Below are 12,731 nucleotides of genomic sequence, written 5' to 3'. Positions count from 1 at the left end.
GCTCATCCTCCAATGGATGCCAGGTTCGGGGTCAGGCCGGTCTGGCCCTGGTGCAGCCCATGCCCGGCGGCCTTCAGGCCCAGCTGGGTGGTGATGCGGGCCAGCAGCGCGTCGCGGTCGTCTTCGTGCTGCAGCAACGGCCGCAGCGGCACCCCGAACTCGCCGAACAGGCACAGTCGAAGGTCGCCGCGCGCGGTCACCCGCAGCCGGTTGCAGCCCTGGCAGAAATCTTTCGAATACGGCGCGATCACGCCGATGCTGCCGCGATGATCAGGATGGGTGTATTCCCGCGCCGGGCCTGCGTCGGCCGCACGCGGGCGCAGTCGCCAGCCGGCGGCCAGCAGCTGGTCCACCACCACGCTGGCGCGAAGGTGGTGGCGTTCAAAATAGTCGGCGTTGTCGCCGGTACGCATGAGTTCGATGAAGCGCACGCTGATCGGGCGGTCGCGCAGGAACGCCATCCACTCCGGAAGTTCGTCGTCGTTGAGGCCGCGCAGCAGCACCGCGTTGAGCTTCACCGATTCCATGCCAAGCGCCTGCGCCAGTGCCAGGCCTTCCTGGATCTCCGGCAGGCGGTCATGGCCGGTAATGGCCTTGAAGCGCTCGCGGCGCAGGCTGTCCAAGCTCACGTTGAGCGCGGTCAGCCCGGCGCGGTGCCAGCCCGGCAGGCGGCGCGGCAACAGGGTACCGTTGGTGGTGATGGCCACCTTGCGGATGCCCGGCACGCCGGCCACGCGCTCGATGATCTGCTCCAGATCCTTGCGCAGGCTGGGCTCGCCGCCGGTCAGGCGAATCTTGTGCATGCCCAGCGTGGCGAACGCGCGGACCAGCCGGCCGATTTCATCGACCTCGAGGAAGCGCGGACGGCCATCGGCTTGGTAGCCGTTGGGCAGGCAGTAGCTGCAGGAAAAGTTGCACGCCTCGGTCAGCGACAGGCGCAGGTAGGGAAAGCGGCGACCGAAGCCGTCGGTGAGCTGGGTCATGTCAGGGGTACCTCGCTCTTCCACCACATATCCTTCCGTTCGAAACACAAGCGTTCAGGTATACGACAGCGCGTGCGAAATCCGTGTTGTTGCGATGGCCTACAGCTTAGGCCGCGTCATCGCGTCGCGGTATGACTTAAATCAATGCGGCCCCATGCCGGGGCCACAGCGGTTGTGGCAGCATGCAGGTCCACCTGCTTCACCGCGATGACACTGCTCATGATGCTGAATGACTTCGATGCCCTGTTGAATGCCGCGCGCAACCAGCCGGAACCGCAACGGTTGCTGTTCGTGTTCGTACGCGTGGAGCTGCCCGAATCGCCCACCGCCGACCAGCGCGAGCGGCATGCGCGCGGCGAAGGCGGCACGCTGGGCCCGGTGCTGTGCGTGGACAAACTGCCCGGCGAGGTGCCCTCGTTCGCGGCGCTGCTGCAGGAATCGGAACATACGGACATAAGCTGGGACCTGGTCTTCGTGGCCGCCCAGGACGGGCGGGCCGGGGTGGCGCCGTCCAGCGACGAGGCGGCGCAACCGCTGCGCTTGATGGTCAATGCCATCAACGATGGACAGATCCACCGGTTCGCGGCCTTCGACCGCGACGGCGATCCGGTCCAGTTCTATTGATTCACCAGTTGAAGGGTCAGGAAGAACACCACCAGTACGGTGTTCAGTCCCCAGGCGACGGTCAGCCCACGTGCGGCCACGCCCAGGCCGGGCGTACGGGCGGTCGGTGCGGCGCGCCAGACGGCGGGAATGATCCAGCCGGTGTACAGCAGCAGCACCGCAAACAGACCCAGCACCAGCGGTGTGTTCTGCTGCGCCAGCGCCCACAGCGCCACCGCCCACAGAATGTTGCTGGGAATCACGCCCTGCAGCCAGAACACGCGCCACAACCGTGAGTGGCGGCCCGGGCCGGACTCCAGTGAACCCGTAGACGTTGCGGCAGTCATGATTCTCCCTGTGACCTGCATCACGCGGTGCAGGTAATGTGGAACCCTGTGCTGCCAGAGTGCCCCCGCCGCTACAGGCGCGTCAACCGTAGCGGACGCGCGCGGCGTGGGCGCTAGACCAGTAAAACTACTGGTTCTGCACTGCGGACAACGCAAACTCCAACCCGGCGCACACGGCGGCCACCTGCGCGGCATTGCACTGCGTCGGCGTGGTGCGCGGGCTGTCCGGATACACCTCGGTGGTGGTGGCGAAACGCGCGTCGGTGAAACCGGCGCAGGCGCCGATCGAGCGCGACTCGCCCCAGACCACACCGTTGGACTGCAGCGGCAGGCCTACCAGGTGGCCGTGCGCATCGGCCGGGGCGATATGGGTGATCGGCGCCACTGCGGCGATCAGCGCCTGCTGGAACGCAGGTTCGGGATTCTCGCTGTTGCCGATCACATAGAACCCGTCCGGAATCGACTCGGGCACCCACGCCTTGCCATCGCGCGAGGCCAGCGCCGGGTCGAATTCATGGGCGTCGCTGTCGGTGGTTTCGTGCAGGTCGATGTGCACCGTCAGCGTATCGTTGCGGGCGGCGATCCATGCCATCAGCGCGGCCGATTCGGTGATCAGGCCGCTATCACGGAAACTGCGGTTCGGGTCGAACGCATCGTGGTTCCAGCGCTGGATGCGCTCATAGCCCCACGGGCAGACGCAGGGGGCCACGATCAGGTTGATGCGGCCGGCATAGGCGGCCGCATGGTCGCGCAGGAACTGCAGCGCGCCATGCACGCCGCTGGTTTCGTAGCCGTGCACGCCGCCGGTGACCAGCGCGGTGGGCAGCGCCGGGCTCCAGTCGCGGGTCATGGCCAGCAGCAGCGGGTAGCGGTCGGTGCCGGCCTGCAGGTCGCCGTACTGCACCACGGTGAATGCTTCAGGCAGTGCGTTCAACGCGGCCACCACATCGTCGGCGTAGCTGCGCTGCACGACCTGGCGTGCGCGCCATGCCGCCCGCTCGCCGTCACCCCAGGGCTGGCCGGGCGTACCGACGGGGTAGAAATGGGGGGTGGTCATGGGGCGCTCCTGAAACGAATGCGCCCATTGTACGTGCGCAGGGTCATGGCTTTGACACGCGTGGCGTATGTACGTGCGCAGGGACATGGCTTTGACACGCATGGCGTGTCACTACGACCCGTGGTCGCTCGGGATGGGGGTCGGGCGTTGACGGTGGGTTGAACGCGTCGCTCGAACGTTGATGGGGTGCTGGATGCGTAGGGACACGCCATGCGTGTCCAGGGGGCCGACACTGCCGGCCCCCGCCCATTTTCCAACCCTATGCGGCTTGTACCTCTTCGTAACCGGTGAAGCGCATGTCGCTGGATGCCCTGCCCTGCGTCAACGACCGCAGCGACGTGGTGTAACCGGACAACTGAGCCAGCGGCGCGTAGCCCACCACTTCCGCACGGCCGCCCTGGTCCTCGATGGACGCAATGCGGCCACTGCGGCGGTTGAGGTCGCCGACCACGTCGCCGACATTCACCGACGGCACGTGGATCGCCACTTCCATCACCGGCTCCAGCAGCGTGGTCCCGGCCTGCACCAGCGCGGCCTTCACCGCTTCGGCACCGGCACGGTGGAAGGCCATGTCCGACGAATCCTTGGCATGGGTCTGCCCGTCGACCAGCGCCACCTCGATGCCCACCACCGGATGGCCACGCGGCCCTTCCTGCAGCGCGCTGCGCACGCCCTTCTCCACCGCCGCCACGAACCCGCGCGGAATCACGCCGCCCACGGTGCGGTCGACGAAATGCACCTCGCCGTCCTCGCGCGGACTGACATCCAGCACCACCCGCGCGTACTGGCCCTGGCCGCCGGTCTGCTTGACCACCTTGCCTTCCACCCCACGCACGGCCTGCCGCAGGGTTTCCTGGTAGGCAACGCGCGGCGCGCCGGTGCGCACGTTGACGTTCCACTCGGTACGCAGCCGCTCCACCATCACCTCCAGGTGCAGCTCGCCCATGCCCCAGACCAGGGTTTCACCGCTGTCCGCCTCGGTCTCGACGCGGAACGACGGATCTTCCTGGGCCAGGCTGGACAGGCCCTGCGCGATACGGATCAGGTCGGCCGCCTTTTCCGCGGTCAACCGCCACGCCAGCACGGCCTGCTGCGCGCGGATCGCATCCAGCAGCAGCGGGCGCGACGGCGCGCTGAGCGTTTCGCCGCTCACCGCGTCCTTCCAGCCCAGCACCGCCACGATGTCGCCCGCCACCGCCTGCTTGATGTCGTGGGTCTGGTCGGCCTGCACCCGCACCAGCCGGCTGACCCGGCGTCCCTGCGCGTGCTGCGAACTGGCCAACGCATCGCCCACTTTCAGCGTGCCCGAATACACCCGCACGAAGCTCAACGCACCGTGGTGCTGGTGGGTGATCTTGAACAGCAGCGCCGCCAGTGGACCGTTCGGATCCGGTGGCAGGCTGACCTCGCCGTCTTCCGCGGTGGCGACCACCGCCGGACGGTCTTCCGGCGCGGGCAGGTAGTCCACGATGGCGTCGAGCAGGGTTTCGATGCCCTTGCTCTTGAACGCCGCACCCGCGAGCACCGGCACACCCGCACCGGCCAGCGTGGCCCGGCGCAGCGCCGCACGCAGCGCCGCTGGTGCCACTGCCTCACCGGCCAGCCAGGCCTCGGCCAGCAGCTCGTCATGGTCGGCCACGGCCTCAACCAGCTCTTCGCGGCGCGGCTCCCACTGCTCGTGTTCGGCAGGGGTCCATGCGCTGCGCGTCGGTTGCCCGGCGTCGTCCCACAGCACGGTGCTGCGGTCGACCAGGTCGACCCAGCCGTGGAAGTCGCTTTCCGCGCCGAGCGGGCAACCGATCGCCCACGGGCGCGCCTGCAGTTTGTCCTGCAGCTGCGCCAGCACGCGCTCGAACGAGGCACCGATGCGATCCATCTTGTTGACGAACGCGATCAGCGGCACGCCATGCCGGCGCGCCTGGTGCCATACGGTTTCCGACTGCGGCTGCACGCCGTCCACGGCCGAGAACACCGCCACCGCGCCGTCCAGCACGCGCAGCGAGCGTTCCACTTCGATGGCGAAGTCGATATGCCCGGGCGTGTCGATCAGGGTCAGGTGGTGGGTCGGCTCGTCGCGCGGCGCCCAATGCGCCTGCACGGCGGCGGCGCCGATGGTGATGCCGCGCTCGCGCTCGATTGCCGAGAAGTCGGTGGTGGCGGCGCCGTCATGGACTTCGCCGACGCGATGGATCTCGCCGGTTTTCCACAGCAGGCGTTCGGTGAGCGTGGTTTTGCCAGCGTCGATGTGGGCAATGATGCCGAGGTTGCGACGGAGGTTCTGATTCTGGGTGTTCATGTGAAGTATCTCGCTGCCAACTCTGGGGAGCCGCACGCCGCCGTTGGCTATCGGGCGTGCGGCCAGGTTTGGGGCTCGGCGATCTGGTGCATGGCACGTTCTCCTTCGAACGGTTCTGAAGCAGGTTTGGGAGGCGGAAACGAAAAGAGCGCCCTGTGGGCGCTCTGTCTGGGGTCCTGCGGTGATCGTGGATCGATCAGCCGTCCGTGGAGCCGCAAGGCAGACGCGCCCGTTCCGCGCTAGCGCGGTTACGAGTAAAGAACGTCAGGAGCGGCATCGAAGTCATCACGGTGTATCAGGAAGGTGTGCCGCGCATTCTAGACCTGTAGCAGCCGGGTGCAAGCGGTTTTTAACAGCACAGATGGAACGCTGAAGCGCCTGAAGCAGCAATAACTCTTACAACAGAACACCTGCCAAGTCACCAAGGTTGGACGAAACCCGCGACAAAGCGTCACATGCGAATAGGTCGCAATTGCATTGAACGATCAAGTCCCAGAAAATATAGGAATGAACCTCTCCCCCGCATCGTCCCGCCGCCACCTGCTCACCCTCGCCTGCTGCCTGGCCCTCGCGCCGCCCGCCCTGGCCCAATCCGCCACCAATCTCGACGCCGTCCGGGTCAACGCCTACCGCGCCACCAACAGCACCAGCGGCGCCACGAAAACCAGCACCGCCATCGCCGAAACCCCGCAGTCCATCGCGGTGATCGAGCGCGCCGAACTGGACGCTCGTGGCGTGCAGTCGCTCAACGACGCCATGCGCTATGTGGCCGGGGTCAGCCTGGAAAGCAGCGGCATCGACAACCGCGTCGACGACTTCCGCATCCGTGGTTTCGACGCCGGCAGCTGGGCCAACAACGTGACGCTCGACGGCATGCGCGCCCCGCAGGGCAGCCAGTGGAACCGCAGCATGTTCGACAGCTGGAACCTGGACCGGGTCGAAGTACTCAAGGGCCCGTCTGCGGTGATGTACGGCCAGGTCGCCCCGGGCGGCATGGTCAACCAGGTCAGCAAGACGCCTACGCCGGATCAGGCGCAGCAGCTGAGCCTCGGCGTTGATGCGAACGGCCAGTACAGCGCCGCGTTCGATGTGGGCGCCGGGACGGAAGACAACGCACACCTGGGCCGCCTGGTCGGCCTGTACCGCGACGGCAACACCCAGATCAAGCACACCGCGCAGGAACACTGGTTCCTCGCCCCCAGTTACACCTGGCAGATCGCCGAGCGCACCCGCCTGACCCTGCTCGGCATGTACCAGAAGGACGACGGCGGCTCCACCTACCAGTTCCTGCCGATGGCCGGCACGCTCAACCCCACGCAATACGGCCATATGAAGAACAGCACCTTCATCGGCCAGCCGGACTGGAACACCTTCGACCGCACCCTGTGGACGGCCGGCTGGCTGTTCGAACACGCATTCAACGACCACCTCACCCTGACCCAGAACGCGCGCCGTACGCATGTGGATTCGCTGTATCGCGGCGTGGTCACCTTCGGCGCGCTCAACGCCGACGGCCGCACCCAGAACCGGCGCGGCGTACAAGGTACGGGCGACTCGGACGGCGACACCTTCGACACCCGCCTGCAGGCACGCTTCGCCACCGGCGCGGTCGACCACACCGTGCTGCTCGGCTGGGACTGGCAGCGTGCGGATTGGGAAGGCGTGCGCAGCGCGATGAGCAACCCGCGTCCGATCGACATCTTCAACCCGGTCTACTACCCGTACACCCCCACTGTCACCAGCGAGACCCCGACCAGCGGCATCAACCGCCAGAGCGGCGTGTACCTGCAGGACCAGCTGGCCGCAGGCAACTGGCGCCTCACCCTGGGCGGGCGTTACGACTGGACCAAGGACGACACGCTCAGCGCCACCCGCAACATCGCCACCGGCATCTCGCAGCCGGGCCCGCACAACGTGATCAAGAACGAGGCATTCACCGGTCGCGGTGGCCTGCTGTATGTGTTCGAGAACGGGCTGACCCCGTACATCAGCTATGCCGAATCGTTCCAGCCCGCGACCAAGTCGCCACTGGACAGCTTCACCCAGACCGCGTTCGAGCCGGTCACCGGTGCGCAGTGGGAAGCAGGCGTGAAGTATCAGCCGGCGAATGTGGACGGCCTGGTCACCTTGGCCGTGTACGACCTACGCCAGGAAAACATGATCGTCGACGACCCGGTCGCCAGCCACCGCAACTGCGGCGCCACCGGCACCGCCGTGTGCTCGATCCAGGGCGACGAAGGCCGCGTGCGCGGTATCGAACTGGAAGGCCGCATCACCCCCATCGCCGGCCTGAGCCTGATCGGTGCGGCGTCACGGATGGACTCGGAAATGCTGCACTCGAGTGCCTACGGCGGAAAGCAGCTGGCCATGGTGCCGGACCTGACGGCCTCGTTCTGGGCCGACTACACCTTCCAGGCCGGCGCCCTGCGCGGGCTCAGCCTGGCCGCCGGCGCCCGCTACAACGGCGTCAGCTACGGCGACAGCGCAAACCTGTACCGCATTCCGTCGTACACCCTGTTCGACGCCGCGATCCGCTACGACCTGGGCCAGTTGGGAAGCACCGACGTCAAGCTCGCGCTCAACGCCAGCAACCTGGCCGACAAGCGTTACGTCTCCACCTGCACCGGCGTCTCGTCCTGCTACTACGGCAGCGGCCGCACGGTAATGGCCACCGCCACGCTCGCCTGGTAAAGCGCTTCACGCGCGGTGAACTCCAACGCGAAGAGCCGGGCTCTGCCCGGCTGTGGGTGCCAGGCAGAGCCCGGCGCTACCCGTGTTTCGCGTAGCGACGCACGGGTAGCGGCTCGATCCGCTTACAGATAGATCAGATTCAGAGTCGCGCCGCCGTTGATCTGCACATCGCCGTCGATGGTCAGGTCGTTCTTCGGCTGGATCTGGGCCTTCACGTCCAGCCGGGCCTGCATTGCCTTCATTGGCGCGGGGCCAGTCACGACGGACGCTTCCTTGGCGAACCCGATGAGTGCGGACTTCGAGATGTTGAAGAAGCGGACAAGCGAGCTGCCGCTCCAGGTCGCGCCATCGTTGCTGGAGTACGTTGCATACCCGGTGCCGCTGTCAACCAGAACTTCTTCCAGATGCAGGTCAGCACTGCCGATCCTTTCGTCCGAGGGCGTCAGACCCAGTCCAAACCGCTGCGGATTGGGAGAGGTACCTTGCACGTTGTCCGTGCCCTTGAAGGCGAAGCGGACTTCGGACTGGCAGGCGACGTCCATCGACAGGGAAACGGGCTCAAGGTGAGTCACCTGGTCCGCATTGAGCGTATCGGCACGAATGTCACCGAAGTCGGCAACGCCGCCCTCTCCCAGCTGCACAGTGCAGGCACCCGGGAAGATCTTTCCGGCGATGGACAGGTCAGCCGACTGCGCGAACGCGGTCGGAGCGATGGCGGCCGAAGAGGCAATGGCCAGGGTGAGCAGCTTGGTGGTGAACTTCATGGGGTTTTCCTTGCGGCGAGTAGGTTTAGCGATTGGGTAGGTCAATCGCAAACGCTTGCTTGATTGACCTCTTGGAACGCCGCAAAGATTACGGGTCGATCACGCCACCACACATGCAACAACTTTCAAACCCGGGTGCAACTAGTTGTAAATGGCCATGCGCGACAATCGGTGTCGTCCCAGCTGCCGTTTGGAGCACCACGCACGGCGTGGCGTTCGACGTCGCATGCGCCAGCCGGGCGGCAGCGTCACAGATATACGATCTCGATCGTCACCGAGCCATCCAGCAGGATCTCATCACCTCCCTCCAGCGTGGAGGCGGGCGCCAGCTGCACGTCCACCTGAATCGGTGCGCTCAGGTTGTCCACCGCGGCCGGTACCGCATGCCCGGGCTGGGCGAAGGCGTACACCGTCGACTGCGCATCGAAGCGCTGCAGCGGCGAACCGTCCGGGTGCGGACTCCAGGTGCTGGCACGCTCGCCGGCGCCCTCAACCACCTGCATCAACTGGCCGTCGGCCATGACTGCGCCGAACGACAGCCCGTAGATGCCCGCCACCCCACCCTCGCGCGGCGTGATCGCAAAGCGCCCCGGGTCTGGAACGCCCGCTGCCCATCCGGCCGCATCCGCACCGGCGCGGTTGTCCAGCAGCTTCACCGCCAGCAGCGCGGGCCCGCTGCAGTTCAACTGCAACTGCACCGTGCGCGGTGCCAGTGCGGTCGCGAAGTCCGCGTGCAGGTTGCTGCGTGGCACCGTGCCCAGGTCGAGCGTGGCCGGGCTCAGCCGCGGCGTGCACGCGCTGGGCATGGCCTGCGCACGCTGGCCCAGGGCCACGAACTGCCGCGCGTCCTCGGCGTCGATGAGCCCTTCCGCTTCCCACGCCTGCGCGTCGCGCACCGAGGCCAGGTCTGCGGTCACCCAGGCCTGCACGTCGATCTGCGCCGACAACCGGCTGCCCGGTACCTGCATGCCCGCGCGCATCGGCACCCAGGCATGCTCGGGCACCCATTCCAGCAGCTCGGCGATGGTGCTGGGCGGCTCGCCGGGGACCGTCACCAGGCCGATGTCCACCGGCTGTTCGTCCACCCGCACGTCGTGCACGCGCAGCGTGTAGAAGCCCGCACCGCCCAAGTCGAACGTGGACGGATCGCGCGAAGGCGCATGGAACAGCATGGTCAGGTTGATCGGTTGTGGGCACACCAGGTTGAGGAACAGCGTGTGCGCAGGCAGTGCCATCCCGCTTGGCCTGATCAGTCCAGGCCCGCGCGCCAGGCCCGGTCCCTGCCCCGGCAGGAACGGACGGCTGATGCCCTGCATCCGGGTGAGCTGCCCGTAGTCGATCATCCCCGGCGACAAGGTCATCGTGCAGCGCTTGAGCGGGTCGATACGCGCCTGCGCGGGCAGCCACGCCAGCAGCAGCAGCGCGCACAACAGAATGCGTGCAGCCACACCGTGCATGCTCATGACGAAGGCTCCGCTGCGCCGGGCGTGCAGGTCACCGTGGCTACCGGCATGATCACGTCTTCATCCTCGTCCTCATCCAGCGGGTAGCTGAGCGTGCACACGCTTTCATCGGGCAGGTGCAGCTCCAGTGTTTCGCCGTCCACCGCGTCGTAGACGAACAGCGAACCACCGGCGGTCACCATGCCCACCAGGTCGTCGTTGGTGCGGAACGCGGTTGTGCCGTGCGGCAGCGCAGTGCCGTCCGGGCGCTTCGGCAGCAGCTGGATGCGCCGGCTGTAGCGCGTCGCCAGGTCGACCTGCGCGACTGCACCACGCCCCGCCTCCAGCGATACCGCACCGTTATCCAGCTGCATGTTGCGCGGCAGGCTGGCGGTATCCACCTCCAACATGCTGGTGGTGTACGGCGTCAGCTGCGCCACCACCGCCTTGCCCCAGGGATCGGTCCAGACCGGGCCGTAAGGCGTACTGATCTCCACACCCGACACCTTGTCGGTCAGCGCCACGATCCCGAACGTGTCCTGGATCGGATACGGCGACACCGTCACCCCGCGCCCGTGCATCGCCACCCCGCCACTGAGCAGCACCGAGCTGGACGAATTGCCCAGGCTGGAACGGGTGTACGACCCACTGGTCTGCAGGTAGCGCGCCAGCCACGCTGCCGAGGCGCTGGTGTCGGTCCGGCCGCTGAACGTATCGCGGTCCACCCCCAGCCGATAACTCAGGGTGCTGCTCGGCGCGTCGGTGTAGGACAGCCCCATGCGCTCGCCGGAGCGGTCGTGCTGCACGTTGGTGCGCGCGCGGCGGCGCTCGCCCAGCGGCACGCTCACGCTGAGGTACACCCGGTAGGCGTCGCCCTCCACCGTGTCGTTGCGGCTGTCCGGCACGTCGCGCTGGGCCAGGTCGCGATCGGCGTTGAGCGACACCGTGGCCCAGCTGAAATTGCGGCCCCACGACAACGACGCGCGCGAAGTCGGGCGGCCATCGAACACCGTAGCGCGCGAGTACCCCGCGCTGATCGAACCCAGCCAGCGCGTGGACCAGCTGAGCGACACATGGGCCTGCTCGCGGTAACGCGCGCGGCTCGTGTCGTCGGTGGTGGCCGCCAGCACATCCACCAGCTCGCGGTACTCGCGCGACTGCATCGCCACACCGGCATTGAGCGAGAGCTGGCTGCCCAACGTCTGCTGCAGCCCAAGCCCGGCATGCCAACCGCGACGGGTGCCTTCGTCATCCTTCGCATGGGAGAGCAGCACGTACGGACTCAGTGAGGTTCCGAAGCGCCATCCCACGAATCCACTGCCGCCCAGCGCGGTGTAGTCCTGCGCGGCCATCGCCGCCACGCTGCCCGTGCCCCAGCCACCGAGCGCCCCGCTCCAGCTGGCGCTGGCCACCCACGGTTGCCGCCCCGGCGCCAATTCCACATTGCGTACGCGCCCCACGGCAACGGTGTAGCCGCTCTGCGGCCGCACCAGCCCGGCCAGCGCCACCGCCGGCACGGTGAAGCCGTGTTCGCTGCCATCGGCCTCGACCACCTTCACGTCGACATCGGTCAGTGACGCCAGCGGCGGCAGTCCGGACAGGGTGAAACGCCCCGCCTCCACCACGGTGACGTACAACAGCACGTCGCGCTGGCGCACCTCCACCCGCGCATTGGAATTGGCGATGCCGCTGATCACCGGGCCCTCGCCCACCTGCAGCGCGGCTTCCGGCAGCAGCTGGATGCCGGTGATCGAAGTGCCGGGCAGCACCGGGGTCAGCATGTCCAGCTCGCCCAGCTGCACCACCGTCTTCCAGCGGGCGAAGGTGCGCTGCGCGTAGCTCTGGGTGACGTCGAACGTGGTCTTCTCGTCCGAGCGCGTGTAGCTCTGGCGGCTGCGCAGGATCCAGTCGCCAGCATTGAATCCGGCCTCGGTAATGGCGGCCACGTAGGTACTGGCGCCGCTGCTGCTGTCGCTGCGGGTGGTCATCACGCTGTAGTTGAACAGGGCGCCCACCCCACCCTGCACGTAGCCGCCCACGCCTTCGCGCCCGGGCTGGCGGCTGTCGCCGGGCACCAGCAGGGTCACCGTGCGCTGGCCGGGGTCCTTCTCGACCACGGTCGACGGGTAGGTCGTTCTGAAGTCATCGCAGGCCACCGTGCCGCCGGGGCCGGTGGCCTTGGGCAGTTTGAGTGCGGCGCGTTCCAGCAGGGCCTCGTCCAGGCACAGCTTGCCCCCCTCATCGAAGGTGACGTCCACCTGGCCGATACGCTGCTGGTTCACCATCAGCGTGACCGACTGCTTGCCGGGCGTGTAGCGGGCGCCGCGGCTCAGGTACTCGCCCAGCTTGGGATCCAGGCCGCGCTGGCGCAACAGGTCGGCGTCGAACACCAGAACGTCGTCGTCGTCCTCCGGCGCATCCTGTGGCTCCTCCGCCGGCGTTTCCTGGCCTCGCGCAGGCGTGGCCAGCAGGCAGCCGCACAGCAGCAGGCCGCTCATCCATGTCGCCGCTTGAACGGTCGGTGTCCGGCCCATCGCCCCGTGCCTGC

At 67.3% G+C, this 12,731-nt stretch carries 9 protein-coding genes; 2 read left to right on the top strand and 7 right to left on the bottom strand.

Annotated features, from left to right (window positions below):
- Positions 1-2: 2 nt before the first annotated feature.
- Positions 3-983, bottom strand: a complete 981-nt coding sequence (moaA, locus tag HGB51_RS01115; RefSeq protein WP_070208138.1) for a GTP 3',8-cyclase MoaA — start codon at positions 981-983, stop codon at positions 3-5.
- A 219-nt stretch (positions 984-1,202) separates the two neighbouring features.
- On the opposite strand from moaA, the gene HGB51_RS01110 reads away from it, so the two are divergent.
- The gene (locus HGB51_RS01110) at positions 1,203-1,607 is read left to right on the top strand and encodes a ribonucleotide reductase subunit alpha (RefSeq protein ID WP_070208147.1); all 405 of its coding nucleotides are present in this window, start codon (positions 1,203-1,205) and stop codon (positions 1,605-1,607) included.
- Here the strand turns inward: HGB51_RS01110 and HGB51_RS01105 are convergent.
- The 3 genes from HGB51_RS01105 to fusA all read right to left on the bottom strand — a co-directional run bounded on the left by HGB51_RS01105 (position 1,601) and on the right by fusA (position 5,286).
- A complete protein-coding gene (locus tag HGB51_RS01105) occupies positions 1,601-1,933 on the bottom strand; it encodes a hypothetical protein (protein ID WP_070208139.1) in 333 nt (110 codons plus the stop codon). The genes HGB51_RS01110 and HGB51_RS01105 overlap by 7 nt on opposite strands.
- 127 nt (positions 1,934-2,060) lie before the next feature.
- Positions 2,061-2,990, bottom strand: coding sequence for a M14 family metallopeptidase (locus HGB51_RS01100; protein ID WP_070208140.1), 930 nt, complete (start codon positions 2,988-2,990; stop codon positions 2,061-2,063).
- Positions 2,991-3,249: 259 nt separating this feature from the next.
- Entirely contained in the window at positions 3,250-5,286 is a 2,037-nt protein-coding gene (gene fusA, locus HGB51_RS01095) for an elongation factor G (RefSeq protein ID WP_070208141.1), read from the bottom strand.
- Between the two features lie 507 nt (positions 5,287-5,793).
- Between fusA and HGB51_RS01090 the strand changes: the two genes are divergently transcribed.
- Positions 5,794-7,977 (top strand): TonB-dependent siderophore receptor, encoded by a 2,184-nt coding sequence (locus tag HGB51_RS01090; RefSeq protein ID WP_070208142.1) that lies wholly within the window; start codon positions 5,794-5,796, stop codon positions 7,975-7,977.
- 122 nt (positions 7,978-8,099) lie between these two features.
- Here the strand turns inward: HGB51_RS01090 and HGB51_RS01085 are convergent, their stop codons facing one another.
- The 3 genes from HGB51_RS01085 to HGB51_RS01075 form a co-directional block, all read right to left on the bottom strand.
- Entirely contained in the window at positions 8,100-8,741 is a 642-nt protein-coding gene (locus HGB51_RS01085; RefSeq protein ID WP_070208143.1) for a DUF1120 domain-containing protein, read from the bottom strand.
- A gap of 248 nt (positions 8,742-8,989) precedes the next feature.
- On the bottom strand, positions 8,990-10,204 hold the full coding sequence (locus tag HGB51_RS01080; protein ID WP_084738982.1) for a DUF1120 domain-containing protein: 1,215 nt from the start codon (positions 10,202-10,204) through the stop codon (positions 8,990-8,992).
- Complete coding sequence (locus HGB51_RS01075) at positions 10,201-12,681, bottom strand: fimbria/pilus outer membrane usher protein (protein WP_070208145.1); 2,481 nt, start codon at positions 12,679-12,681, stop codon at positions 10,201-10,203. The genes HGB51_RS01080 and HGB51_RS01075 overlap by 4 nt, the downstream gene beginning before the upstream one ends.
- Positions 12,682-12,731: the final 50 nt, after the last annotated feature.

Source organism: Stenotrophomonas bentonitica, assembly GCF_013185915.1.
Lineage (GTDB): Bacteria > Pseudomonadota > Gammaproteobacteria > Xanthomonadales > Xanthomonadaceae > Stenotrophomonas > Stenotrophomonas bentonitica.
This window is presented reverse-complemented; position numbering and strand designations above follow the sequence as displayed.

Excerpts from the sequence above, each read along its gene's own strand:
- HGB51_RS01100 (WP_070208140.1), bottom strand. The coding sequence starts at position 2,990 with ATGACCACCCCCCATTTCTACCCCGTCGGTACGCCCGGCCAGCCCTGG.
- HGB51_RS01075 (WP_070208145.1), bottom strand. The coding sequence starts at position 12,681 with ATGAGCGGCCTGCTGCTGTGCGGCTGCCTGCTGGCCACGCCTGCGCGA.
- HGB51_RS01110 (WP_070208147.1), top strand. The coding sequence starts at position 1,203 with ATGATGCTGAATGACTTCGATGCCCTGTTGAATGCCGCGCGCAACCAG.
- HGB51_RS01105 (WP_070208139.1), bottom strand. The coding sequence starts at position 1,933 with ATGACTGCCGCAACGTCTACGGGTTCACTGGAGTCCGGCCCGGGCCGC.
- fusA (WP_070208141.1), bottom strand. The coding sequence starts at position 5,286 with ATGAACACCCAGAATCAGAACCTCCGTCGCAACCTCGGCATCATTGCC.
- moaA (WP_070208138.1), bottom strand. The coding sequence starts at position 983 with ATGACCCAGCTCACCGACGGCTTCGGTCGCCGCTTTCCCTACCTGCGC.
- HGB51_RS01090 (WP_070208142.1), top strand. The coding sequence starts at position 5,794 with ATGAACCTCTCCCCCGCATCGTCCCGCCGCCACCTGCTCACCCTCGCC.
- HGB51_RS01085 (WP_070208143.1), bottom strand. The coding sequence starts at position 8,741 with ATGAAGTTCACCACCAAGCTGCTCACCCTGGCCATTGCCTCTTCGGCC.
- HGB51_RS01080 (WP_084738982.1), bottom strand. The coding sequence starts at position 10,204 with ATGAGCATGCACGGTGTGGCTGCACGCATTCTGTTGTGCGCGCTGCTG.